Origin of the sequence: Anaerofilum hominis, assembly GCF_014287275.1 — a bacterium.
In the GTDB taxonomy this organism is placed as follows: domain Bacteria; phylum Bacillota; class Clostridia; order Oscillospirales; family Ruminococcaceae; genus Pygmaiobacter; species Pygmaiobacter hominis.
Genome location: NZ_JACONZ010000004.1, coordinates 304,466 through 328,669 on the forward strand (window position 1 = coordinate 304,466; position 24,204 = coordinate 328,669).

Here is a 24,204-nt window from a genome sequence, read left to right on the forward strand (position 1 = left end):
CCGCGCACCAGGCGCGGCGGGGGATGGGGACGTTATGAGGATCCATGAGTTGTTTGCAGGCGAAAAGCCTGTTTTTTCGCTTGAGGTGTTTCCGCCGAAAAAAAACGGTTCCATAGAGGGCATGTATCGGACCCTGGCTGAACTGGCGGACCTGAGACCCGATTACATCAGCGTCACCTATGGCGCGGGCGGCACGGCAGCGGGGCTTTCCTGCGAGCTGTCGTCCCATGTCAAGCATCGTCTGGGCATCGAGCCGCTGGCCCACCTTACCTGCATCAACTCGAGCCGCAGCCAGGTGGAACAGGTGCTGGACCGGCTGCGGGACGAGCAGATCGAAAACGTGCTGGCCCTGCGGGGAGACCGGGTGCCGGGGCTGGAACCGAAGAGCGATTTTTCTCACGCTGACGAGCTGATGCGCTTTGTCAGCGGGCGGTACGATCTCTCGCTGGCGGGGGCCTGTTATCCCGAGGGCCACCCGGACAGCGAGAGCCTGCAGGCGGACGTGGAGAGCCTGCGCCGCAAACAGGAGGCGGGCGCAAAGCATCTGGTCACCCAGCTGTTTTTTGACACCGACCCCTATTTCCGCTTTCTTGACCGGGCGGCGGCCGCAGGCGTGACGCTGCCGGTGCAGCCGGGCGTTATGCCCATCGTCAAGCTGGGGCAGATCCAGCGAACCGTGGCGCTGAGTTCCGCCAGCCTGCCCGCGTCTTTTTCAAAAATGATCACCCGCTATGAGTACGACGCCGACGGGCTATATAAAGCGGGGATCCAGTATGCGGTCAGCCAGTGCCTGGCGCTGCTGGCGGGCGGCGCGCCGGGCGTGCACATTTATACCATGAACAATGCGGATGTGGCCCGGCAGGTGTATCAGGGCATTCGCGGCGCGCTGGACCGGGAAGAGGGCAGAACATGAAGCTTGCACTGGACGCCCCGCTGGACCGAGCGGAGATCTGCCGTTATCTGGGCTGTACGCCCGCCGACCTGGACGGGGCGGCGCGGGCGCTGATAGAGGAGTGCGAGCGGGAAATTTTACATGCGGCCGCGCCCCGCTGTGTGTTTCGGCGGTTTGGGCTGCAGTGGCAGGCGGAAACGCCCCGCCTGGCGGGGGCGTCTCAGGCGCTGGAGGGGCGGGATATCGCCCGTCACCTTGGCGGGTGCCATGCGGTACTGCTGATGGCCTCCACGCTGGGGGCGGGGGTGGACGCCCTGCTGCGCGCGGCCGCGGCGGGGGACGTGGCCCGCTCGGTGGTGCTGGACGCCGCGGCCTCTGTGGCGGCGGAGACGGCGGCCGCAACGGCGGAAGAGGCTGCGGCCGCGGCCCTGTGCAGGGCAGGAGAATACCGCACGGGCCGTTTCAGCCCAGGGTACGGGGATCTCCCCATCACAGGGCAGAGGGCCTGGGTGGCGCTGCTGGACGCGCCGCGGGCGATCGGCCTGGCGGCGACGCGGGAGGCGATCCTCACCCCGCGCAAATCCGTGACGGCCCTGGTCGGCGTTGCGGACCACCCGGTGCGGGGGCGGCTTGCCGGCTGCGACTGCTGCGCCCTGAAAGAAAAATGTGAATTGAGAAAGCGAGGGACGCCCTGTGGAAAAGCGGACGGGCAATGACGGATATTTGATCCTGGACGGCGGGATGGGCACCATGCTGCAAAGCGCCGGGCTTGCCGGGGGCCAGCGGCCGGAGACGCTGTCGGTCACCGAGGCGGAAAAGATCACCGCCATCCACCGGGCCTATCTGGATGCGGGCGCACAGGTGGTCTATACCAACACCTTTGGGGCGAACGGCCTTAAGGCGGAGGGATGCGGCTATTCGGTGCAGGAGCTGGTGACGGCGTCGGTGCGGGCCGCGCGCGCAGCCGCACCGACGGGCAGCGCGCGGGTTGCGCTGGACATCGGCCCGCTGGGGGAACTGCTGGAGCCGGTCGGCACCCTCTCGTTTGAAGAGGCATACGAGCTGTTTGCGGAGATGGTGCGCCCGGGCGCGGCGGCAGGGGCGGATCTGGTGGTCATCGAGACCATGACGGACCTGTATGAGGTGAAAGCCGCGGTGCTGGCCGCAAAGGAAAACTGCGCGCTGCCGGTATGGGTGTCGATGACATTTGAAGAGTCGGGCCGCACCTTTACGGGCTGCAGCGTGGAGGCCATGGCCGCGACGCTGGAGGGCCTGGGCGCTGACGCGGTCGGCATCAACTGTTCGCTGGGGCCGGTGGAGATCCTCCCCATCGCAAAGCGGCTGTGCGCGGCCACCAACCTGCCGGTGTTCATCAAGCCGAACGCAGGCCTGCCTGACCCGGAGAGCGGCAGCTACGATATCACGCCCGAGCAGTTCTGCGCCCAGATGGAGCCCTATCTGGAGCTGGGCGTTTTCGCGCTGGGGGGCTGCTGCGGCACCACGCCGGAGTATATCCGCCGTCTTGCCGCGCTGTGCGGCGGCAGGGTCCCGGCGGCACGGCAGCCGGTGGAGGCCTCCGTCGTCTGTACCCCCACCCTGGTGCAGCAGGTGGAGGGGCTGACCGTGGTGGGGGAGCGCATCAACCCCACCGGCAAAAAACTGTTCAAACAGGCGCTGCTGGACGGCAATATGGACTATATTTTGACCCAGGCCCTGAGCCAGAAAGAAGCGGGGGCCCAGATCCTGGACGTCAACGTGGGCCTGCCCGGCATCGATGAGCCCGCGATGATGGAGCAGGTGGTGAAAAGCCTGCAGACGGTGAGCGATCTGCCCCTGCAGTTGGATTCCTCAGACCCCGAGGCGCTGCGCCGGGGCCTGCGCGTTTACAACGGCAAGCCGATCGTCAACTCGGTGAATGGCGAGCAAAAGGTGCTGGATGCCGTGCTGCCGCTGTGCAAAAAGTACGGGGCCGCGGTGGTGGGCCTGACGCTGGACGGGAACGGCATCCCGATGAAAGCGGAGCAGCGGTTTGCGGTGGCGGAAAAGATCGTCTCAGCCTGCGAGGCGGCAGGCATCCCCCGCAGGGATATCTATATCGACTGCCTGACCCTTACCGCCTCGGCCCAGCAGAAAGAGGTGGCCGAGACGCTGGCGGCCATCCGCATGGTCAAAGAGCGTCTGGGTGTGCGCACAGTGCTGGGGGTGTCGAACATCTCCTTTGGCCTGCCCAACCGGGAACTGCTCAACCACAGCTTTTTGACGATGGCGGCCGCCGCCGGGCTGGACCTGGCGATCATCAACCCCAACGTGACTTCCATGATGGACGCGGTGCGCGCCGCGGATGTGCTGCTGGCCCGGGACAAAAAAGCGGGCCGCTATCTGGTCGCCTATGCAAACGCTGCGCCGGCGCCCCTGGCGGCCGCAAAGCGGGAAATGACGATCGAGGACGCCATCTACCGGGGCTTTAAAGCGGAAGCGCGCCAGTGCACGCAGGAACTGCTGCTGAAAATGGGCGAACTGCGGCTGGTGAACGAGCGGCTGATCCCGGCGCTGGATGCGGTGGGGGCGGAGTTCGAGGCCGGAAAACTGTTTTTGCCGCAGCTGCTGCAGGCAGCTTCGGCGGCCCAGGCCGCCTTTGAGGTGGTCAAGCTCTCCATCGCCTCCAAGGGCCGTCCGCCGGTGAGCAAGGGGAAGATCCTTGTGGCCACGGTCAAGGGTGACATCCACGATATTGGCAAAAATATCGTCAAGGTGATCCTTGAAAATTACGGCTACGACGTGATCGATCTGGGCCGGGACGTGGCTGCAGAGCGGGTGGTAAAGACGGCGCAGGAGCAGGGGATCCGGCTGGTGGGGCTTTCGGCGCTGATGACCACGACCCTTGCCAGCATGGAGCAGACCATCCGCCTGCTGCGGGAAGCCGCGGTGGACTGCCGGGTGTTTGTGGGCGGGGCAGTGCTCACGCCCGGCTACGCAAAGCGTATCGGGGCCGATTATTACGCCAAAGACGCAAAGCAGGCGGTGGATATCGCCAAAGAGGTGCTGGGATAGGCTTTGGCAGCGCGGCTGCCCGGCGCGCCTTGTGTGCGGGGGACCGTTTCCCGGAATATTTTTTCTTTATGGCTGTGGCCCGGCGGGGTCCACAGCTTTTTTGTTTTTGCACCGCGGCGGAGGAACGGCAAAAAGGCCGGCTGCCGCAGGCTTTGACAGCAGCCGGATGACGGTGATGCTTCAGCCCCTGCAGCGCCCCCACAGAAAAGCAGCCCCTACCGCGCAGGAGTTTCTGCGGCAGGGGGCTGGAATTCAAGGTAAGCTTGCAGGAGATGTACTGAATCGCCCCATCGAACCCGGGAAATTGCCCCTTTAAAACAGGGAGGGAATCCGGACGGCCGGAAAACAGGCCCGGCAGATCTGTTTCCAGCCTGTTGGACTGAGCGGAGAGGAACGCTGTGTTTTTGCAAAAAAATGCGAAAGATCCAAACGCCTTGTCCGGCACGGACGGTAAATAAGAGCGGACGGGGAAACAAGAATTCAAAGCGCTGGATGGGATGAGGCTTTCAAGCGCCTGCTGGGAGCCCAGGTGATGTATCTCCTTGATCCCGAAAAGGGCAGCCGCCATTTTATAGAATGACGAAAAAAGAGAGGGAAAATGCCCCTCTCTTTTTTCGTTTTTATGCGCGGCAGAGGCGCTGATCTTGATGCCGAATGCGCAGGACGGTCAGGATGCAAATGCAGCTGCCCGGAAAAAGCGCATGCGGGAAGGGATGCGGACTTTTTAGCAGGAGCGAACTTTTTATTGCTCCGCAACAAAAAACTTATCTTAATAGCTCCCCCTCGCCGCTTGTGCGGCAACCGGGCGGATGGCCCCCAAATAGCTGCTGCGCGGCATTTCCAGCCGATGGTTTCCCGCAGGGGACTGTGTCTTTTGCAGCCGGTAAAGGCTCTCTTTTAATTGCTCCAAACGTGCGCAGCCGCGCAGCGCGCTCATGTCCAGGGCATAATAGGGGGCAGGATGCAAAACGGATGTCCCGAGGGGTCGAGCATCACACGCCAGCGGTCATCAAATTGAAGTTCAGAGACCGTTGCGCCGCACGAGACGGCGTGCTTCACACCTTCTTCCACGTCCTGCACATGAAAATCCAGATGTGCCATCTGCTGCTGTTCACCCGGTACAGGGGGCCAAATGGGCGGCACATAGTCGTCTGCCTGTTGAATGGTGATCCAGGTCGGCACGCCTTTTTGCTCTAAGTTGGTCAAAACTGTATACTCTTCGCCTTTGAAACGTGTCCAGCCAAGAAGCTTTTCATAAAACACAGACAACTCATCTGCGCGATCAGAGTCCAGGACGGTATTCCATCCCACAAGATCGAGAGCCATAGCAACGCACCTCCGCTTTTCATTGTTTTCCGTTCCTGGCCGTCAGCAGGTCATAGCCGCTCAAGGGGGCCAGGCAGGGCTTGATTTCTCAATTCTAATCTCAGCATGAAGAAATGTCAAACAACTCCGTGGACGCTCAGCGAATGATCCCGCGAAAGTTCTGCGGCGGCAGGGCGGGGAAGCTCGCCGGAGATCCCATCTCTGAAAATAACGGCCCGGCCGGCGGAAGTCTGCTTTCCGCCGGCCGGGCCGTTCTGATGTTTGCCCCCCGGCGTCCGATCAGGCCGCGGAGGGGGAAAGAGAGGACGAAAGGCCGCAGAGGGCGCCTGTGCCAAGGGGCTGCACTTTTTTGCGGGGGCCGCCGCCGCACCATGCGCACACATCTGTCCCCAACCCAGCCGCCGGTTTTTCAAACAGCAGCCTGCGGTTAGTCGCACCATCTGCGCAGGGGTGCGCGCATCTGTCCCCAAGGCGCGCCGGCCCTGCTATTGCGGCTGCTTTTGCCGCTCCTGATAGCTGCGGATCGCGGCCAGGAACTCGCCGGCATACCGTTCGCATTTTGTTCTGCCCACGCCCGGCACTTTCAAAAACTCCGCCTCATCGCAGGGCATCAGCTGGCACATTTTCTGCAGCGTGGCGTCGGTGAAGATGACGAAAGCGGGCACCCCGGCCCGGCGGGCGGCGGTGAGGCGCAGCGCCTTGAGCTCGGCGTAAAGGCTCTCGTCCACCTCGCGCAGCGGGGCCGAACGGGGAGCCGCAGCCCTGGGCCGCACGCATTTCATGATCAGGCTCGACGGCTCAGCCAAAAAGGCCGCGCCTTCCGGCGTCAGGGCCAGCACCGCATATTCCTCTTCCGTTTGATACAGCAGCCCGTCCGAGAGCAGCAGCGAAAACAGCTCCCGCACCCGGGTCTCGCTCCACTCGGCCAGCGCGCCGTATTCTGTGGTCTCGGTCAGCCCAAAACGGCGTGTCTTTTCGTTTTTGCTCCCCCGCAGCGCGTCCACCCAGGTCTTGACCCCATAGCGGCGCCGGCTGGCCTGCACTGCGCCCAGGGCCAGCACGGCCGCCGCGGTGGCGTCCACCTCTTCAAAATTCGACAGACAGCCCGAGCAGTTGCCGCAGTAGGAAGCGGGGCGCTCGCCGAAATATTTGAGGATAAACTCCCGCAGGCAGCCCCGGGTGGTGGCGTAGAAGGTCATCTGCCGCAGCCGCGCTTTGTCTTTTTCCCGCAGCTGCAGCTGCTGCTCTTCGGTGAGTTCCGCTTTGCCCTCGCCGTGGTCGATCAGAAACTGATTGGTGATCACATCCCGGCCGCTGTAAAGCAGGATGCAGTCCGCGGCTTCCCCGTCCCGTCCCGCACGCCCGGCCTCCTGATAATAGCTTTCGATATTTTTCGGCATATTGTAGTGGATGACAAAAGAAACGTTTGATTTGTCGATCCCCATACCAAAGGCATTGGTGGCCACCATGATGCGGGCGCGGTCGTAGAGAAAATCATCCTGGTTGTCCCTGCGCTCGGCCGGGTCCAGCCCCGCATGGTAGCGGGCGGCGGCAAAGCCGTCGGCGCACAGCCGGGCGGTCACCTCCTCCACCGTCTTGCGGGTCAGGCAATAGACGATGCCGCTGCGGTCCGGGTGTGAGAACAGATATTCTTTCAGCGCGGCGTATTTGTCGCCCGGGGCCTGCACTTCAAAATAAAGATTGGGTCGGTCGAAGCCGGTGACCAGGATCTCGGGCTCCCGCAGGCCGAGCAGCTCCACAATGTCGCCCCGCACTTCTTCGGTGGCGGTGGCGGTAAATGCGCCCACCACCGGCCGGGCGGGCAGGGTGTCCAGATATTTCGGGATATCCAGATAGCTGGGACGGAAGTCCTGTCCCCACTGGGAGACGCAGTGCGCCTCGTCCACGCAGACCATGTTGATGGCCTGAAACTGTCCCAGGGCCAAAAAGCCCGGGGTGAGCAGCCGCTCGGGGGCGACGTAGATGATCTTATACATGCCGCCGCGGGCGTTTTCCATGGCTTTGCGGCACTGGCTTTCGGTGAGGGAAGAGTTGATGTACGCCGCGCGCACGCCCGCCTGCACCAGTGCGCTGACCTGGTCTTTCATCAGCGAGATGAGGGGGGAGACCACCACCGTGATGCCGGGCAGCAGCAGGGCGGGCAGCTGATAGCAGATCGATTTGCCCGCGCCGGTAGGCATGATGCCGACCGCGTCCCGTCCCGAGAGCAGGCTGTCAATCAGCGGCTCCTGCCCGGGCCGGAACTGGGGATAGCCGAATATTTCCTGTAAGAGCTGTTGTCTTTGATCCATAAAGCTTCCTTTTCAAAACAGCGCCGCCGTGACGCTGCGCGCCACGGCGGCTGAATAAAGCGCTTTTCTGTCAGCGCAGCACGGCCCCTGTGCCGCTGGGGGGCAAAGCCGTCTGCCGTTAAGCCTGGTAGGCAAGGTCGTCGGGCGTCCAGAATTCCAGCACACGGCACATCTCCCGCGCCGCCTCTTTTGCCCCGGGCAGGTCGTGCTCGCGGCAGTTGCCGCACTCGGCCTCTTCCGAACCGGGGATCCTGCCCTCAAAATCCGCGATGAAAGCGAAACTCTCGCGCACCAGATCGATGGACTGCTGCGGCGAAAGACCGCGCACCAGCAGATAAAAGCCGGTGCGGCAGCCCATGGGGCCGACGTAAAGCACCCCGTCCTGATAGCGGGAATTGCGGGCATAGGTGGCAAACAGATGCTCAAAAGTGTGCAGGGCCCCGCAGGAGAGATAATCCCCCTGGTTGGGGCGTTTCATGCGGATATCGTAGGTCACCACGTCGCCGTCGACGCGGGAGGTATACATGCCTTTCTGCAGCCGGGTGTGGTCCACAGAAAAACTGGCGATGCGCTGCATTTCCATAACAGATGACTCCTTTTCTGCGGTCCCTACTGCGGCATGACCCGCACAATGCCGCGTTCAGCGTCCACGGCCACCTTGACGCCGTCTTTCAGTTTGTGGGTGGCGCCGGTGGCGCCCACGATGACCGGCTTTTCCAGCGTCAGCCCCACAATGGCCGCATGGCTGTTGAGGCCGGGCTCCTCGCAGATGATGGCGGAGGCCTTTTTCATCTGGTCCAGGATGTCGTTGCTGGTGGAGGGAAGCACCAGCACGTCGCCGGGATGGAATTTTGAGCGGATCTCGGCTTCGGTCTTGCAGATGCAGATGCGGCCCACGCCCACCAGCTTGCCCACGCCCACGCCGGACAGCAGGGAAGCGCCCACCAGATGGGCCTTGATCATATTGGTGGAGCCCGAGACCCCCACCGGCACGCCGGCGGTAATGACCGCCATGTCGCCCTCTTTGAGATAACCGGCTTTTTGCGCCAGCTCGGCGGAGGTGTCGATCAGATCGTCGGTGGTTTTTACCAGCGGCATCACCATGGGGACGATGCCCCAGGAAAGGCTGAGATGCCGGTAGACCTGCTCGGAGGTGACGCAGGCGATGATGGGCGGCGTGGGGCGGTATTTGCACAGCAGCCGCGCCGTCTCGCCGCTTTTGGACACCGTGACGATGGCCTTTGCCCTGATATCCATGGCGGTGGTGCAGGCCGCGTGGGCCATGGCGTCTGCGATGCCCATGTGATCTTCCAGGCCGCGGTTGCGCAGCCGCTTGTCGTAATTGATGTCGGCCTCGGTGCGCTCGGCGATGGCGGCCATGGTCTTGACGGCTTCCACCGGGAATTTGCCCGCAGCCGTCTCGCCCGAAAGCATGATGGCCGAGGTGCCGTCATAGATGGCGTTGGCCACGTCGGTGATCTCGGCACGGGTGGGGCGCGGGTTGTTCATCATCGATTCCAGCATCTGGGTGGCGGTGATGGCGGGCTTGCCGCTGTTATAGCAGTGCCAGATGATGTTTTTCTGGATGATGGGGATCTCGGTAAAGTCGATTTCCACCCCCATATCTCCGCGGGCGACCATCACGCCGTCGGACACTGCCAGGATCTCCTCGATGTTTTGCACGCCGTCGCTGTTTTCGATCTTGGCAATGATGCGGATGTGGTCGCACTTGTGCCTGTCCAGCACTTCCCGGATATCCAGCACATCCCGCGCGCAGCGCACAAAAGACGCGGCGATAAAATCAAAGCCGTTTTCAATGCCGAAAAGGATGTCTTTTTCATCCTGCTTGCTCAGATAGGGCATCGAGAGGCGCACGCCGGGCACATTTACGCTTTTGTGGTTGGAGACATAACCGCTGTTTTGGACCGAACAGGTGATCTCGCTGCCCTCGATCTTTGACACCACCATTGAGATCAGGCCGTCGTCCAGCAGCAGCCGGGTGCCGACCTTTACGTCCTGGGGCAGGTCGCGGTAGGTGATGGAGCAGATCTCCTCGGTGCCCTCGACCTCGCGCGTCGTCAGCACAAAGGTGGACCCCGCCTTTAAAAAGACCTTTCCGCCTTTGAAATCCCGCAGGCGGATCTCCGGCCCTTTGGTATCCAGCAGGGCGGCGATGGGCTGTTCCAGCTCATTGCGGACCTTGCGCAGCAGGTTGAGACGGGCCAGATGTTCTTCATAACTGCCGTGGGAAAAATTGAAACGGGCGACATTCATGCCCGCGGCCGCCATTTGACGCAGTATTTCCTCCGAATCGGTGGAGGGGCCGAGGGTGCAGATGATCTTGGTCTTACGCAAAGCGCAAACCTCCTTGTCAAACGGTAGGGGAAAAAGCCCCTTGCTTTTTACGAAATCAGAAACATTATACACCATCCCATCCTGTTTGCCTACAGGGTTTTATGTCGATTTTACATTTCAGGAACATTTTGGAGCAAAAAACAGACAACACGAAGGCTCGGCGCACAGAAAATGCGGACAAAACGATGAAAAACAGACTGTCTTTGTGTGAAAAACAGAGGAAAGGAGGCAAACCGCATTGTCCGCGCGGCGCTTTTATGATACAATAAAGCTATCCAGTCCGAGACCGGAAAACGATCATATTTAATGATACAGGAGCGTAGCAAAATGGCAAAAAGAGCATTTCTTATTGTACTGGACAGCTTCGGCATCGGTGCGGAGCCGGATGCTGCCGCGTTCGGCGACGAAGGCGCCGATACCCTGGGGGCCATTGCCTCTCACCCCAATTTCAAGTGTCCCAATCTGCAAAAACTGGGCATGTTCAACATCGACGGCGTGACAGCCGGCGAAAAATGCGCCGCCCCGGCGGGGGCGTTTGCCCGCCTGCAGGAGCAGAGCATGGGCAAGGATACCACGATCGGCCACTGGGAGATCGCGGGCGTCGTCAGCCCCGAGCCGCTGCCCACTTTCCCGGACGGGTTCCCCGCTGAGCTCATCGCGGAATATGAGGCAAAGACCGGTCACAAGGTGCTGTGCAACAAGCCCTATTCCGGCACGAAAGTCCTCCAGGACTACGGCGAGCAGGCCATAGCCGAGGACGCTCTCATCGTCTACACCAGTGCAGACAGCGTGTTCCAGGTGGCGGCCAGCGAAGAGATGGTGCCGGTGCCCGAGCTGTACCGCTACTGCGAAATTGCCCGCGAGATGCTCAAGGGCAAATATGGTGTGGGGCGCGTCATCGCCCGCCCGTTCCTGGGCCGGACGGCGGACACGTTCTACCGCACCACCAACCGCCACGACCTGAGCCTGAAGCCGCCCCGCGCCACGATGCTGGACGTGCTGAAAGCAGCGGGCAAAGACGTGATCGCCGTGGGCAAGATCTACGATATTTTTGACGGCGAGGGCGTGACCGAAAAGATCAAGACCACCGGCAACACCAACGGCATCGCTTTCACCAAGGCGCTGCAGACCCGTGATTTTGAGGGCCTGGCCTTTGTCAATCTGGTGGATTTCGACATGCTGTACGGCCACCGCCGGGACGTGGCGGGCTATGCCGCTGCGGCCAGCGAGTTTGACGCGTTTCTGTCCGAGTTCATCCCGGGCATGCGGGAGGACGACCTGCTGATGATCACCGCCGACCACGGCTGCGACCCCTCCTATACCAAGACCACCGACCACACCCGCGAGTATGTGCCCCTGCTGGTCTGCGGCAAGCAGGTCAAAGAGGGCGCAGATCTGGGCACCCGCATGGGCTTTGGCGCCATTGCGCGCACCGTCTGCGACTATCTGGGCGTGGAGAACCAGCTGGACGGCGAGAGCCTGCTGTCCGAGATCCTGAAATAAGCCGCCGCACACAGGCGGGGCAGAAAGGCCGTCCTTCGGGACGGCTTTTCTTTTTGGGCAGGCCCTTGCCGGCCAGACGAGGGGGCAGCTCCAAAAAGGCTTTCGCTGTGGGAAGCGGATGGGGCGGTTTTGACAGCAGGGCTGCCGCGCGGACGGAAAGCAGAGCCGGGCGGGCAGAGACTGGCTGCGGACGGCAGGGCAGGGGGACAGGTGCGGGCAGGCAGAAGCCCGGCTGTGCCCCGCAGCCTGTTTCCCCGAAAATCAGCGGCGGCCGCGGCAGCGCCCGCCGGTGTCCGGCCCTTATAAAACGCGGCTTCGATCTGCCGCCCTGCCGGAAAAAGCTGTCTTTGCCGGGGCGCCAAAAGCGGGGCTGCCCGCACGGTGGACCGCACCGCGGCAAAAGCACCCTGTCTTTTCGGGTCGGTGTGGCCCGGCCTGCCGCGGCGCGTGGGGCCGCGAAGCGCTGTTTCTTAAGAAATTATGAAATTTTGAAAACCCTGTAATAAACGCGCAGCGGTTCTCGTTTCCATTAATAGAAAGACGAAAAACAAGACGTCGAGAATCGGAGAAGGAGGGTTTTTACAATGTTTGTGGAGACTTTGATTTTTGCAGTGATCGCGGTGGGATGCGTGCTGTTCAGCGTGGGCGTGCTCGCGGCCGGCGGCAGTGAAGACCCTCAGGAGGCCGCACAGAACTGAGACTGTGAGATCAGCGAAAGCAAAAGGCTGCCCGAAAAATTTCGGGCAGCCTTTTTTGCGCGCAGACGGCGGCGCGCCTTATTTTTTTGCGATCTCGGCGCGGATGCGGTCGATGACCATATCCAGCGCCACGGCGTTGAAGCCGCCCTCCGGGACAATGACGTCCGCATACCGCTTGCTGGGTTCCACGAATTCTTCATGCATCGGCTTGACGGTGGAGAGGTATTGATCCATCACGCTCTGCAGGCTGCGGCCGCGCTCTTTCACGTCCCGTGTCAAGCGGCGGATCAGGCGCACGTCGCTGTCGGTGTCCACATAGACCTTGATATCGAAAAGCTCGCGCAGCTGCCGGTTTTCAAAAATCAAAATACCGTCCACGATGATGACCGGGGCGGCCGCCACCCGCACGGTCTGGGGCAGACGGGTGAATTCCGTGTAGGAGTAGATCGGCCGGTCGATATCCTCGCCGTGTTTGAGCCGGAGGAGATCTGCGATCAGCAGATCGGTGTCAAAGGCGTTGGGGTGATCAAAATTCTGCTTTTTTCGCTCTTCCAGCGGCAGCTCGGCGAAAGGCTTGTAATAAAAGTCGTGGTTGAGGGTGGCCACATCGCCGCCGAAGTACTGGATGATCTTGTTGGCAAAGGTGGTCTTGCCGGAGCCGGAACCACCTGCGATGCCGATGACGAGCGCGTCTCTTCTTTCCATACGAAAACCTCCCGTGAGGGGGCCCCGGGCAGGGCGGTCCCAAATCTGCGCCCCGCCTGCCGGCGGCCCGGTGATCTGTCTTTAATTCATGGAGAATTGCGTGTTATAAAGGGCGGCGTAAAGGCCGTTCTCTTTCAGCAGCTGTGCGTGCGGGCCCGACTCGGCGATCCCGTCCTCGGTGAGCACCAGGATGCGGTCGGCATTGCGCACGGTGGAGAGGCGATGGGCCACCACCAGGGTGGTGCGCCCGCGGGAGAGCTGGTCAAAGCTTTTCTGGATGGCCTGCTCGGTGACGGTATCCAGCGCGCTGGTCGCCTCGTCCAGGATCAGGATGGGCGGGTTTTTCAAAAAGACCCGCGCAATGGCGATGCGCTGCTTTTGCCCGCCGGAGAGTTTGACGCCCCTCTCCCCGATATCGGTGTCGTAGCCGTCCGGCATGGCCATGATGGTGTCGTGCAGTTCCGCCTCTTTGGCCGCGGCCACGATCTCCTCCTCGGTGGCGTCCAGCTTCCCGTAGGCGATGTTCTCCCGGATGGTGCCGGTAAACAGAAAGACGTCCTGCTGCACGATGCCGATGCTGCGCCGCAGGCTGCTTGCGGGGATATCGCGCACGTCGATGCCGCCAATGCGCACCGCACCGCGGGTGGGCGTGTAAAAGCGGGGAATAAGGTGACAGAATGTGGTCTTGCCGCCGCCCGACGGCCCCACCAGGGCCACCGTCTCGCCGCGGGGGATGACGGTGTCGATGTTCTCCAGCACCGTCTTGTTCTCATCATAGCGGAAACTGACGCCCTCAAAGGTGATGTCGGAGGAAAAACTCTCCGGGGTGCGGGGATGCGCGGGCTCCTGCTCGGAAGGGGTATCCATCACCTGGCAGAAACGCTCAAAGCCGGACATCCCGTCCTGGAACATCTCCACGAACTGGTTGAGCCGCCGGATGGGGTTGGTAAACATGGAGATATAGAGCAGAAAAGCGGCAAAGTCGCCGATATCGATGCGCCCCCAAAAGACAAAGAGGCCGCTGGCGACAAGGGCCAGCAGCGGCAGCAGGTCGATACCCAGCTGCATGCCGGAGTTGAAGATCGCCATCACCCGGTAAACGCCCTGACGCGCGCTGACATAGGCGCGGTTGCGGCCCTCGAACTTTTCCCCCTCATAGCCGGCGTTGTCGAAAGCCTTGGCCACCCGGATGCCGGAGAGGCTGTTCTCGATCTCGGCGTTGATATGGCCGGTCTCCTCGCGGCTGCGCGCAAAAGCTTTCAGCATCAGGCGCCGCAGCCGCACGGCGAACAGTACCAGCAGCGGCACGAAGAAAAAGATGATCAAAGTCAGCGCCAGGTCGATGCGGGCCAGCAGGATGAACGAGAGGAAAAAGGTCACCAGCGAGATGAACAGGTCCTCCGGCCCGTGATGCGCCAGCTCGGCGATCTCAAAGGTATCGTTCACCACCCGGCTCATCAGGGCGCCGGTCTTGTTCTCATCAAAAAAGGAAAAGGGCAGCGTTTCCATATGCCGGAACAGGTCGCGGCGCATGTCCGCCTGGATCTTCACCCCCACCATATGGCCCCAGTAGATGGTGAAGTAGGTCAGCAGCGTCTTGATGAGGTAGATGACCAGCATGGCGGCGGCCCAGCCCACAAAGAGCTGCAGCTTGCGGCCGGGGACGTAGTCGTTGATGACGGTGCGGGTGAGCATGGGGTAAAACAGGTCGCAGGCAGCCATAAAAAAGGCGGCCAGAAGATCCAGCGTGAACAGGACCCGATGCGGCTTATAATAGCGGGCAAAGCGTCTGAGCATTTTCACAGTTTAAAATCCCTCCAGGATCATCTGCGTATAGGGCAGCACCTGAAAGCCCTCCCGCTCGTAAAGCTGGCGCGCGCGCGGGTTTTCGGGAGCCACTTCAAGGCGCAGGCGGGCAGCCCGGCCCTCGTATTCTTTCTTGATAAAATCCAGCAGCTGCCTGCCCAGGCCCCGGCCGCGGCAGTCGGGGCGGAGATAGAGCTCCTCCAGCAGGACGACGGGGCCGCCGGCTTCGGTGGAATAGGTGAAAGCCAGCTGGCAGTAGCCGCACAGCTGGTCTTGGTCCAGCAGGGCAAGGCCGCGCAGCAGCCCGCGATCCGCCGCCATTTCATCAAAGGCGTCTGCAAAATTCTGCACCGGGATGGCGTGCAGGCAGGCGGGGGAGTTGTAAAAGTCGGACACCAGGGCCAGGACGGCCTCCCGGTCCTGGGGCAAAAAGGTTCGGATCTGCATGGTTATCTCCTTTGGTTCTCCAGTTTTATCTCGCTGTTTTCAGTCTCAAGCCCGCGGCGGCCCAAAACCCGCGGCGGGTTCAGATCTTCGCCCAATAGGCGCAGATGGCCAGCGCTTCCCGCATGACGGCCGCCGGCCAGACAAAGACGCTGGTGCCGGTGGGCAGGGCGGCTGCGCGTGAAAAACCGGCGCGGCGCGCATAGCCCGCCGCCCGGTAGCAGTGAAAACGGTTGGTCACAAAGAGCATCGGCGTGTCGCCCCCCAGCCCGCGGCGGCGCAGCAGGCGCAGGGAAAAGGCGAAATTTTCCTCTGTGGAGGAGGACGCATCCTCCAGCAGCAGGTCCTGTTCCGGCACGCCTGCCGCCCGCAGATACCGGGCCATCGCCTCGGCTTCGGGCAGCGTTTCGTCCGGGCCCTGGCCGCCGCTGAGCACCAGCAGGCAGCCGGGATGCTCCTGATAATAGTCCAGAGCGGCGTCCAGGCGGCGGCGCAGCGTGTCGGAGGGCTGTTCACCGCGCAGCCCCGCGCCCAACACCACGATCACCCGCTCTTCCCCGGTGGGGGCGGCGCGCAGGGCGCTGAGTTCCATCAGCCCCACCAGACACAGAAAAAAGGCAAAGCCGCAAAAGAACACGATCCGGAGCAGCGCGCCCGGGCCATGGCTGCAGAACCCGTCGATCTGGCGGTGAAAAAAGAAATAGACAAAGAGGGCGGCAGTGAGCCCGTACATTAAAAAAAGGCCCAGCGTTACGCTGGCACGAACGGTGAGCACGGCGCTGTCCAACAGGCAGAGCAGCGCCAGGATGAGAAGTATGATCTCTTTTAGTTTCATAAAATATATTTTAACAGCATTTGTAAGTTTTATCAACCGCGATACGTTTCAGTACTGTATTATGGCGCCGGAAAACGTCGCTTTTAGGAAAGTGTTTGTAATATAAGGACGACCTATGGTAGAATGAAAAATAACAAGGCAGGTGAAGCAAGTGCAGTCCATGATCAAAGTAGAACATCTGCGCAAAGTCTACCGCACCGGAAAAGAAAAGGTGCTGGCGCTGGCGGATATCAACCTGGAGCTGGCAAAAGGGGAATTCTGCTGCATCGTCGGCGCGTCCGGCAGCGGCAAGTCGACCCTGCTCAACCAGCTGGCGGGCCTGGAAAAGCCCACCCGGGGCACGGTGGTGATCGACGGGGAAAACATCTCGGCCATGAGCGAAAACCAGCTGGCGGCGTTCCGCCAGCAGAAGCTGGGGTTCGTGTTCCAGTCTTACAATCTGCTGCCCACCATGACGGCGGTCGAAAATGTGGCGCTGCCGCTGATGTTCAAGGGGATCCCAAAACGCAAACGGGAGAAAATGGCAAAAGAACAGCTCAAAAAGATGGGGCTGGGCAAAAGGGCACACCACAAACCCACCGAGATGTCGGGCGGCCAGCAGCAGCGCGTGGGCATCGCCCGCGCGTTCGTCAGCAAACCGGCGGTCATCTTTGCCGACGAGCCCACCGGCAACCTGGATTCTCACACCACGGTGCAGGTGATGAACGCCATCCTAAAGCTGATCCGCGAAAACAACATCACCTTTGTCATGGTCACACACGAGCGTGATCTGGCCGCCTGTGCGGACCGCATCATCACGCTGCGGGACGGCCTGGTGCTGCGGGACGAGCGGATGGACCACCCGCAGGAGGCGTATACCGTCCCCGAGGGGCAGGAGGATGCCGACCTGGACGACAAAAGCTGGGACGACAGCACCGGCAAGGCGGCGGCCCAGCCGGCAGAGGGAGAGACGGGAGAAGGACAGGGGACAGAGATACCGCCCCCGCTGGCCGGGCAGGCGCAGCAGGACGAGACTTTGGCCCAGATCAGCGAGACCATCCGCAGGGCAAAGGAAAAAGCCCCGGCGGCCCCGGTACAGACGAACCAAAAGATAAAGGAGAACAGCACCCATGAGTAGAAAGAAAACTGCATTTCAAAAAGTTTTGTGCAGCGCTTTGTCGCTGCTCCTGATGGCCGGCGTTCTGGCGTCCGCCCCCGCAGGGGCGACGGATGGTGGGAACCAGCCCACCCCCACCCCTGCGCCGACTGAAACGCCGAAGCCGGATATCGACCAGGGCGGCTCGCCGGTGATCACCGCCTATACGGTGCAGGACGCATCCGGCAAAGAACTGCAGCGCATCGAAGAAGGGCAGAAGTGCCAGATCGTCGTGGCCATTGCCGATTCCCGCTTCACCACGCTTGCGGGCCTGCAGACCGATGGGCAGATGACGGCTGATTTTGCCAACGCAAAGATCACGTCCACCGGCTCTTTCTCCACCCCCAGCCTGGGAGATATCCGCTTTACCACTCCCAAGGACGACGGCGGTGTCGTGCGGTATGCGGTCGTTTTTAACGACATTACATATCTGGGCGGAGAGAACAAGCTGAGCTTTGACCTCAGCTATAAAAACCAGAGGGTCTCCCTGGTCAACCTGACTCAGGCCATCAGCCAGTGCGCGGGTTCTTCTTCCACCGAGGGCGGCAAATCCAGCGCCCTGGTGGTCAAATCCGCTTCCTATGGTGCCAGCGAGGTACAGGCGGGCAAGGAGTTCGACCTCACCGCTGAGATCCTGGCCACCGCGGGCACCAATGCCATCGACATGGTGCAGGTCTCGCTGGAGCTGCCCGAAAAGATCACGGTCGTCTCCGGCAACAACAACTACTATGTGGGCAAACTGACTGCCGAAGCGTCCGCTTCGGTCACTTTCCGGCTGCTGGCCAGCGCAGTCACCGAGCCGGGCAGCTATAACATCTCGGTCAACGTCTCGGGCATCGGCAACGATGGCGCCCCGGTGAGCAACAGCCTGAAAGTCACGGTGCCGGTGGTGCAGCCCGAGCGGTTTGAGATCACCAACCTTGAAGCTTACAGCCCGCTGTTTACCGGTGAAGAGGGCAGCGTTTCGGTCACCTATGTGAACAAGGGCAAGGGGATCATCTATAACCTCTCGGCCAAGATCGAGGGCGAGGGCATGGACAACGAGGGCCAGAACCAGTATCTGGGCAATATCGCAGCCGGCACCGAGGGCAGCGCAGACTTCACCGTCTCGTCCCAAAACCCCGGCACCATCAACGGCAAAGTCATCTTGACCTATGAGGATGAAAAGGGCCAGGAGAAAACGCTGGAAAAAGAATTTTCAGTTGAGGTCCAGCAGAACGATATGGGCGGCATGGACCCGGGCATCATGGACCCCGGTATGATGGACCCGACCATGGGCCAGCCCAGCGGCGGCATGCCCTGGTGGGGCTGGGTGCTGATCGTTGTCGGCGCGGCGGCGGTCGTGATCGTGATTGTTGTGGTCGTGAAAAAACAGAAAGCGAAAAAGCAGCGTCTGGAGGACGAAGATGAGGATATCTGATCTTCTCTCGCTCAGCTTTGAGAACCTGCGCCGCCGCAAGGGCCGCACGACGCTGACCATCATCGGCGTCATTGTGGGCACCTGCTCCATCGTGGTCATGGTCTCGCTGGGTATCGCCATGAACGTGGGCTTCGACGAGATGATCTCCCAGTGGGGCGATCTGACCCAGATACAGGTTTATAACTGGGGCGGCAGCAACAGCGACGTCCCAAAGCTGGACGATAAAATGGTGGCGGAGCTCGACGCGCTGGAGCATGTCAAGGTGGCCACGCCTATCTATAATGCCCGCTATCTGAACGCGCAGATCTTCGCCGGCAAGGGCGACCGCTATGTGATGGATGCCTATAATATCGTGGGCATCTACCCCGAGGCCATCAAAGAGCTGGAATATGAGCTGATCAGCGGCAAATATCTGGACGAGGCGGCGGTCTCCGGCAAAAAACTGCCGGTGCTGGTGGGACAATATGCGGGCTACGGCTTTACCGACAGCAAAAAGCGGGGAGAAAAGGCCTATCGCTGGCAGGGGCAGACAGATGCCCAGGGCAATCCGCTGGACCCGTTTGTGGACGTCAACAAGGATAAGCTGACCCTGAAAACAGTGAAACAGGAAGACAACTCCAAGCAGATCACCTACGAACTGCAGGTCACCGGCGTGATGCTGGAGGACTACAAAAAGGGGTATGTCACTTCACAGGGCATCGTCATGGACCTGAATACCCTCAAACGGCTGGAAAAAGAGTACATGAAAGCCAACGGCATCAAGGACGCCAATTACGACAAGCAGGGGTATGACAATATCTATGTAAAAGTTGACGATGTGGACAATGTGGAGGCGGTGGAAAAAGCCATTCAGGACTATGGCTACGACACCTATTCCATGAGCAGCGAGCGCGACCGCATGCGCGAGCAGTCCCAGATGATCCAGATGATCTTGGGAGGGCTCGGCGCGGTGTCCCTGTTCGTGGCGGCGCTCTCGATCGCCAACACCATGACCATGGCCATCTATGAGCGCACCCGCGAGATCGGCGTCATGAAGGTGCTGGGCTGCAAGCTGGGCAAAATTCGCCAGATGTTCCTGCTGGAAGCGGCGATGATCGGCTTTGTGGGCGGCGTGCTGGGCGTGGGCATCAGCTATACGCTCTCTTTCCTTATGAACCATTTCGGGCCCATGCTGCAGAATGTGCTGGGTAGCATCCTGCCCATGTACGGCTCCAAAATGTCGGTCATCCCGCCGTGGCTGGCCTTGGTGGGCATCCTGTTCTCCACCGGCATCGGTATCCTGTCCGGCATCATGCCGGCCAACCGCGCAGTGAAGATCTCCGCGCTGGAGGCGATCCGGCACGAATAGGCCGCCGTACGGCACAGGGAGCGCGGCTTCCTGCTGAAACAGTATAAAAAAGAACGCCTTTCCCTCTGCCTGCGGCGGGGAAAGGCGTTCTGCGTTGGGGGCATTTTGGGGGCCCGGATGCCGTTATCTGCCGGAAAAGACACCGGCGCCGGACTGCGTACCGCCGGTCTTGCAGCTTATCCCCAGCGCGCGAAAAGCGCTTCGGGGCAGAGGGACGTTCCCGCCGGCCAGTGCCCGGCGCTCTGACCCCCAATACCTGCCCGCCCCGTTGGAACGGATCGTTTTGACATTTTTGAAAGGTGGATATTTCTATGGATCGGCTGCTGATCATCGACGGCTCAAACCTGCTGTTTCAGATGTTTTACGGGATGCCCGCGCGCATTGTGAACAGGGAGGGAAAGGCGATACAGGGCACGCTGGGATTTGTCGGCGCAGCGATCAAAATGATCGGGATGACGCAGCCGACACATCTTGTGGTGCTCTTTGACGGCGAGCACCCCAACAGCCGCACAGAACTGCTGGCAGAATATAAGGCAAACCGCCCGGATTATTCACAGGCGGCGGAAAGCGAAAATCCATTTTCCCAGCTTGCAGACGTCCGCCGCGCCCTGACCTTTATGGGCATCCGGCACACCGAGGTACAGGAGTTTGAGACCGACGACGTTGCCGCAAGCTACGCTTATGCCTGCGGCGCGCAGATGTCCGTTGTGATATCGTCTTTTGACAGCGATTTTTTCCAGCTGATCAGCGAGAATGTGAACGTCCTGCGCTATCGCGGCAAAAAGTCAGTCCTCTGCGATGTCGCTTATCTGAAAGAAAAGCTGGGGGTCGCCCCTTGCCGGTATGCGGATTTTAAATCCCTCACCGGGGACAGCTCGGACAATATCAAAGGCGCGGACAAAATAGGGCCAAAGACGGCGGCGCAGCTGCTTTGCGAATTTGATAATCTGGAAAATCTGATCGCCAATGCGGAAAAGATCCCAAAACCCTCCGTCAGGGCGTCGATCATCCAAAACGTCGGCCTGCTGCGCAGAAATTATCAGCTCATCAAGCTGGATACCAGAGCGGCGCTGCCCTTTTCTTTGAAAGAACTGGAATATCGGCACAGCGGGTTGACGACAAACGAGGTTCTTGCGGGGATCGGGCTGAAGTAAACTTCAAACCAGCTGGAGCCTGCCGTCCGCCGCAGCGGGCGCAGGCGGACACGCTGCCGCACGGCCGCCACCCGCGCAAAAGAAGCGGTATTCAAATACGCCCCCGGCCTTTCAAAGGCCGGGGGCGTGTGCGCAGAGCAGTTGAAGTTATTTGATGACGACCCCCAGCAGCCGGGCCAGTTCGCAGGCCTGAAGGGCGCTGACAATAGCGCCGCGCAGCTCGGGCCCGGAGGCCAGCATGCCCTCGATATCATCGCTGGTCAGATCGATCCCTTTGAGAGGAGTGCCGCTGAAGTCCGCCCGCCGCAGCGCGCAGCCGGTGAGCGTGAGGCGCACCGGCTTGCAGCTGTCAAAACTGGCCTCAGGCAGGCGGCATTCCTCAAAGTCTGTCTGGCGCAGGGAACAGCCGCTGAAGTTGACAAAGTCCCCGGAACAGCGCAAAAAAGCGCAGTCCCGCAGCGAGCTGGAGGCAAACTGGGCGCCGGAAAATTTGCAGTCTTTCCACAAAACGCCCCAATAGGTCGCGTCGGTCATACGGCAGCCGGACAGGTCGCATTGTTCCAGCGCGCACTCGCGCAGGTAGAGCTTGGGCAGGCGGCAGGCGATAAAACGGCAGCCCTCAAACCTGCAGCGGCGGAATTCGATCCCCGTCAGCAGCAGGTTGTCAAAGGTCAGCCGGTGAAAGACAAGGTCCTCCACCGGCGTTTCCTCCTCCGCGGCCCGGGCGAGAAAATCAGCCAGATAGCCCTGCTCGTCAAACACCACCGCGCCGGAAAAATCCAGAGGCCCCCGTGTCATGCTTCCTCCTGAAAATACAGCAGCCGCACCGTGTTTTTGGGGTGACGCTCAAACAGCAGGGAGGCGGGGCGGACCTCGCGCTCACCGCAGTTGCTCAAGATCACCTGCTTGCCGTCCGCCCCCTCCAGGTAGCCGCTCACCGTCACCCAGTGCCAGTTGTCGTCTTCCAGCTCCGGCGCGCGATGGCGCAGGATCAAAAGGGCAAGGGGATTGTCGGAGTCGATGCCGCGGCGCACAAAATCAAACATCTCGTCTTCGCTGTGGGCGGCGCCGCAGCCTTTGCTGGACAGGCGCACCCCGCGGTAGAGGGCGTAGGCCCGGTACTTGAGCGCATACTTCCCCGCATAGGGAAACCCCATGTAACTGGGGGTGATAAAACGGAAGATGTCCTCAATGGTGTCGATATACTCCTGCCGGGAAAAGGGGGAGAGGGAGCCCCGGTAAAGGCCGCGCATCGAGGGACGGGTCATGGCGTAGTAGGCGGACAGATTGGCGCCCGTCGTGGGGCCGCAGCCGCAGCCGCGGTGCCAGGCCGAGGGGCACCACTCCTGGTCGCCGCCGTAAGCCCAGCGCGCGCCGTCCTCGATCAGGGGCATTTTGAGTTCTTTTTTGGACAAAGCGGGCCACCTCCTGAAAAATGCGTTTTGCGACGTGCCGCGGCGCGTCGAAAAAAGAGAGCAGCGCCCCCGGCCGCAGAACACGGCAACGGAGGACACTGCCTTTTATTATAGCACATTTGTCCGCGGATAACATCCCGCAGCTGGTCAGATCTCGATCTTGGTCCATTTTCCGCTGCCAAAACGGTAGCGGGAGAGCGCAAAACGCACGATCTGGTCAATGGCAAGGCCGATCCAGGCGCCGTAAAGGCCCCAGCCTACCGGATAGCAAAGCAGCCAGCTGGCAAAAGGACGAACAAAGGTGACGCTGATCAGGCTGATCACGGCGACAAAACGCGTGTCGCCGGCCCCGCGCAGGCAGCCGTTGAAGATGACCTGTGAGATCTGCAACAGCACGATAAGGGACATCATGTCCAGAATGACCGAGCTGTTGTCCAGAATCGTTGGGTCCGCTGTGAACAGGCTCACGATCCCGCGCCCGCAGGTGAAAAAGACGATCCCCAGCAGGATAGAGATCATAAAACCGATGCGCTGGCAGATACTGCCGTAGACCTGGGCCAGATCCACACGTCGCTGGCCCATGCTTTGCCCGACCAGTGAGACGGCGGCTACCGAGAGGCCGTCCCCAAAGCAAAAGGCCAGGCTGAGGATGTTCATACAGATCTGGTGCGTGGCAAAGGGTTCGGTGCCAAGGCGCGCCACGATGATGGCGGAGATAAAAAAGCCGATGCGCAGAAAGATCTGTTCCGCCAACGTGGACGAGCCGATGTTGGCGAGGCCCCCCAGCGTGCGCCTGTCAAAGCGCAGCTTCAGCGGGCGGCTGAGCCGCAAAAATCCATTGGTGTGCAGGATGCTGATGAGGCTCATCACGCAGGCGGCCACCGTGCCGATCACGGTGGCGATGGCGGCGCCCGCGACCCCCAGCTTGGGGAAGCCGAAATTGCCGCCGATCAGCAGATAGTTGAAGACGATGTTCACCACATTGCTGGTCACATTGGTGCGCAGGGCGATCTTTGTGTTGCCGCAGCCGCGCTGCGCCGCGTTGATGACCATGGATATCGTGTTGAAGCCCATGCCCCCCATAATGATGCGGAAATAGGTGACCGCTTCTTCATGGGTATCCGGGGCGGACCCGGACAACCGCAGGATAGGGTCGGCAAAGACGACGCAGAGGGTGCTGATCACGGCGGTCATCAAAAGGGTGATGGCGAGCGACTGCAGCAGCACCTGTTTTGCACTTTCCGCATCTTTTTCACCGCGCCGCCGGGCGACCAGGGCCGAGACGGCGATGTTGAGGGACAGAAAAAAAGAGAGCCCGATGAATTTGGGCTGGGTTGTGAGGCCGACCGCCGCGATGGCGTAGGTGCCCAGGGTGCTCACCATCATGGTGTCGATCATGCCCACAAGGCCGATCAAAACGGATTCGGTCAGCGAGGGCCACGCGATCTTGAGCGCCTTGGTCAGCATGGCGGAAGCTTCGGGCATAGGGCCTGCGATGGGAACTTTTTTCACAAGCTTCTGCGGGTTGAAAAATCGGTCCAAAAATCCATTCATTCGACTGCACACCTGGCTTTCTGATATCATACACCATCATTCTACACTAAAACGTCATACTTTTCAAAGCCTTTGCTGCTTTTTGTAAAATTCTCGTAAAAAAACAGGACCCCCAAAAAGGAGGTCCCAGCAAAAACCAGAAAGTCCGGCCAGGCAAAAAGCAGTACTCCGCGCAGAACATTGAGGAAGCAGCCCGCACGCTGGCACAGGGTATAAAGGCGCCCTGCTGCCGTTTGATCTGCGTCTGTGCC

19 protein-coding genes are annotated in these 24,204 nt (G+C 60.9%); 8 read left to right on the plus strand and 11 right to left on the minus strand.

All coding sequences use genetic code 11. The features are described from left to right. Positions 1-34: 34 nt before the first annotated feature. From H8S23_RS11975 to H8S23_RS11985, 3 genes are read left to right on the plus strand one after another with little or no spacing between them, the layout of a single operon-like run. Positions 35-913: a methylenetetrahydrofolate reductase gene (locus H8S23_RS11975; protein ID WP_186888568.1), complete on the plus strand. Its 879-nt coding sequence runs from the start codon at positions 35-37 to the stop codon at positions 911-913. Then, a complete protein-coding gene (locus H8S23_RS11980; protein WP_186888569.1) occupies positions 910-1,608 on the plus strand; it encodes a vitamin B12 dependent-methionine synthase activation domain-containing protein in 699 nt (232 codons plus the stop codon). The genes H8S23_RS11975 and H8S23_RS11980 overlap by 4 nt, the downstream gene beginning before the upstream one ends. After that, positions 1,586-3,943, plus strand: a complete 2,358-nt coding sequence (locus H8S23_RS11985) for a homocysteine S-methyltransferase family protein (protein WP_341479921.1) — start codon at positions 1,586-1,588, stop codon at positions 3,941-3,943. The genes H8S23_RS11980 and H8S23_RS11985 overlap by 23 nt, the downstream gene beginning before the upstream one ends. 933 nt (positions 3,944-4,876) lie before the next feature. On the opposite strand, the gene H8S23_RS11990 is transcribed toward H8S23_RS11985, so the two are convergent. The 4 genes from H8S23_RS11990 to pyk form a co-directional block, all read right to left on the minus strand. Next, positions 4,877-5,269, minus strand: a complete 393-nt coding sequence (locus tag H8S23_RS11990; RefSeq protein ID WP_186888570.1) for a VOC family protein — start codon at positions 5,267-5,269, stop codon at positions 4,877-4,879. Positions 5,270-5,754: 485 nt separating this feature from the next. Then, complete coding sequence (gene recQ, locus H8S23_RS11995) at positions 5,755-7,581, minus strand: DNA helicase RecQ (protein ID WP_186888571.1); 1,827 nt, start codon at positions 7,579-7,581, stop codon at positions 5,755-5,757. A 118-nt stretch (positions 7,582-7,699) separates the two neighbouring features. Next, positions 7,700-8,158 carry an S-ribosylhomocysteine lyase gene (locus tag H8S23_RS12000; RefSeq protein ID WP_186888628.1) on the minus strand — a complete coding sequence of 153 codons (459 nt, stop codon included), beginning with the start codon at positions 8,156-8,158 and terminating at the stop codon, positions 7,700-7,702. Between the two features lie 32 nt (positions 8,159-8,190). Further along, the gene (gene pyk / locus H8S23_RS12005) at positions 8,191-9,936 is read right to left on the minus strand and encodes a pyruvate kinase (RefSeq protein ID WP_186888572.1); all 1,746 of its coding nucleotides are present in this window, start codon (positions 9,934-9,936) and stop codon (positions 8,191-8,193) included. 327 nt (positions 9,937-10,263) lie between these two features. Between pyk and H8S23_RS12010 the strand changes: the two genes are divergently transcribed. Next, positions 10,264-11,439: a phosphopentomutase gene (locus H8S23_RS12010; protein WP_186888573.1), complete on the plus strand. Its 1,176-nt coding sequence runs from the start codon at positions 10,264-10,266 to the stop codon at positions 11,437-11,439. 776 nt (positions 11,440-12,215) lie between these two features. On the opposite strand, the gene udk is transcribed toward H8S23_RS12010, so the two are convergent. From udk to H8S23_RS12030, 4 genes are all read right to left on the minus strand, one after another. Beyond that, the gene (udk, locus tag H8S23_RS12015) at positions 12,216-12,842 is read right to left on the minus strand and encodes a uridine kinase (RefSeq protein WP_186888574.1); all 627 of its coding nucleotides are present in this window, start codon (positions 12,840-12,842) and stop codon (positions 12,216-12,218) included. Positions 12,843-12,923: 81 nt separating this feature from the next. Then, positions 12,924-14,639, minus strand: a complete 1,716-nt coding sequence (locus H8S23_RS12020; RefSeq protein WP_186888629.1) for an ABC transporter ATP-binding protein — start codon at positions 14,637-14,639, stop codon at positions 12,924-12,926. Positions 14,640-14,648: 9 nt separating this feature from the next. Further along, entirely contained in the window at positions 14,649-15,095 is a 447-nt protein-coding gene (locus H8S23_RS12025) for a GNAT family N-acetyltransferase (protein WP_186888575.1), read from the minus strand. 79 nt (positions 15,096-15,174) lie between these two features. Next, a complete protein-coding gene (locus tag H8S23_RS12030; RefSeq protein ID WP_186888576.1) occupies positions 15,175-15,927 on the minus strand; it encodes a YdcF family protein in 753 nt (250 codons plus the stop codon). A 160-nt stretch (positions 15,928-16,087) separates the two neighbouring features. Between H8S23_RS12030 and H8S23_RS12035 the strand changes: the two genes are divergently transcribed. From H8S23_RS12035 to H8S23_RS12050, 4 genes are all read left to right on the plus strand, one after another. Beyond that, positions 16,088-17,044, plus strand: a complete 957-nt coding sequence (locus H8S23_RS12035; RefSeq protein ID WP_207721162.1) for an ATP-binding cassette domain-containing protein — start codon at positions 16,088-16,090, stop codon at positions 17,042-17,044. Beyond that, positions 17,037-18,482 carry a COG1361 S-layer family protein gene (locus tag H8S23_RS12040; protein WP_186888578.1) on the plus strand — a complete coding sequence of 482 codons (1,446 nt, stop codon included), beginning with the start codon at positions 17,037-17,039 and terminating at the stop codon, positions 18,480-18,482. The genes H8S23_RS12035 and H8S23_RS12040 overlap by 8 nt, the downstream gene beginning before the upstream one ends. Continuing rightward, a complete protein-coding gene (locus H8S23_RS12045; protein WP_186888579.1) occupies positions 18,469-19,830 on the plus strand; it encodes an ABC transporter permease in 1,362 nt (453 codons plus the stop codon). Before H8S23_RS12040 ends, H8S23_RS12045 begins: the two co-directional genes overlap by 14 nt. A gap of 311 nt (positions 19,831-20,141) precedes the next feature. Next, complete coding sequence (locus tag H8S23_RS12050) at positions 20,142-20,984, plus strand: 5'-3' exonuclease (RefSeq protein WP_186888580.1); 843 nt, start codon at positions 20,142-20,144, stop codon at positions 20,982-20,984. A gap of 147 nt (positions 20,985-21,131) precedes the next feature. On the opposite strand, the gene H8S23_RS12055 is transcribed toward H8S23_RS12050, so the two are convergent. The 3 genes from H8S23_RS12055 to H8S23_RS12065 all read right to left on the minus strand — a co-directional run bounded on the left by H8S23_RS12055 (position 21,132) and on the right by H8S23_RS12065 (position 23,953). Next, complete coding sequence (locus H8S23_RS12055; RefSeq protein ID WP_186888581.1) at positions 21,132-21,782, minus strand: pentapeptide repeat-containing protein; 651 nt, start codon at positions 21,780-21,782, stop codon at positions 21,132-21,134. Further along, positions 21,779-22,399 carry a hypothetical protein gene (locus H8S23_RS12060; RefSeq protein WP_186888582.1) on the minus strand — a complete coding sequence of 207 codons (621 nt, stop codon included), beginning with the start codon at positions 22,397-22,399 and terminating at the stop codon, positions 21,779-21,781. The genes H8S23_RS12055 and H8S23_RS12060 overlap by 4 nt, the downstream gene beginning before the upstream one ends. Positions 22,400-22,546: 147 nt before the next feature. Next, on the minus strand, positions 22,547-23,953 hold the full coding sequence (locus H8S23_RS12065) for an MATE family efflux transporter (protein WP_186888583.1): 1,407 nt from the start codon (positions 23,951-23,953) through the stop codon (positions 22,547-22,549). Positions 23,954-24,204: the final 251 nt, after the last annotated feature.

What these genes read in the sequence shown, in the direction of transcription:
- H8S23_RS12020 (WP_186888629.1), bottom strand. Translation starts at nt 14,639, where the DNA reads ATGCTCAGACGCTTTGCCCGCTATTATAAGCCGCATCGGGTCCTGTTC.
- H8S23_RS12055 (WP_186888581.1), bottom strand. Translation starts at nt 21,782, where the DNA reads ATGACACGGGGGCCTCTGGATTTTTCCGGCGCGGTGGTGTTTGACGAG.
- H8S23_RS12030 (WP_186888576.1), bottom strand. Translation starts at nt 15,927, where the DNA reads ATGAAACTAAAAGAGATCATACTTCTCATCCTGGCGCTGCTCTGCCTG.
- H8S23_RS12050 (WP_186888580.1), top strand. Translation starts at nt 20,142, where the DNA reads ATGGATCGGCTGCTGATCATCGACGGCTCAAACCTGCTGTTTCAGATG.
- H8S23_RS11980 (WP_186888569.1), top strand. Translation starts at nt 910, where the DNA reads ATGAAGCTTGCACTGGACGCCCCGCTGGACCGAGCGGAGATCTGCCGT.
- H8S23_RS12025 (WP_186888575.1), bottom strand. Translation starts at nt 15,095, where the DNA reads ATGCAGATCCGAACCTTTTTGCCCCAGGACCGGGAGGCCGTCCTGGCC.
- H8S23_RS12035 (WP_207721162.1), top strand. Translation starts at nt 16,088, where the DNA reads ATGATCAAAGTAGAACATCTGCGCAAAGTCTACCGCACCGGAAAAGAA.
- H8S23_RS12040 (WP_186888578.1), top strand. Translation starts at nt 17,037, where the DNA reads ATGAGTAGAAAGAAAACTGCATTTCAAAAAGTTTTGTGCAGCGCTTTG.
- recQ (WP_186888571.1), bottom strand. Translation starts at nt 7,581, where the DNA reads ATGGATCAAAGACAACAGCTCTTACAGGAAATATTCGGCTATCCCCAG.
- H8S23_RS12045 (WP_186888579.1), top strand. Translation starts at nt 18,469, where the DNA reads ATGAGGATATCTGATCTTCTCTCGCTCAGCTTTGAGAACCTGCGCCGC.
- H8S23_RS11990 (WP_186888570.1), bottom strand. Translation starts at nt 5,269, where the DNA reads ATGGCTCTCGATCTTGTGGGATGGAATACCGTCCTGGACTCTGATCGC.
- udk (WP_186888574.1), bottom strand. Translation starts at nt 12,842, where the DNA reads ATGGAAAGAAGAGACGCGCTCGTCATCGGCATCGCAGGTGGTTCCGGC.
- H8S23_RS12065 (WP_186888583.1), bottom strand. Translation starts at nt 23,953, where the DNA reads ATGAATGGATTTTTGGACCGATTTTTCAACCCGCAGAAGCTTGTGAAA.
- H8S23_RS12010 (WP_186888573.1), top strand. Translation starts at nt 10,264, where the DNA reads ATGGCAAAAAGAGCATTTCTTATTGTACTGGACAGCTTCGGCATCGGT.
- H8S23_RS12000 (WP_186888628.1), bottom strand. Translation starts at nt 8,158, where the DNA reads ATGCAGCGCATCGCCAGTTTTTCTGTGGACCACACCCGGCTGCAGAAA.
- H8S23_RS11975 (WP_186888568.1), top strand. Translation starts at nt 35, where the DNA reads ATGAGGATCCATGAGTTGTTTGCAGGCGAAAAGCCTGTTTTTTCGCTT.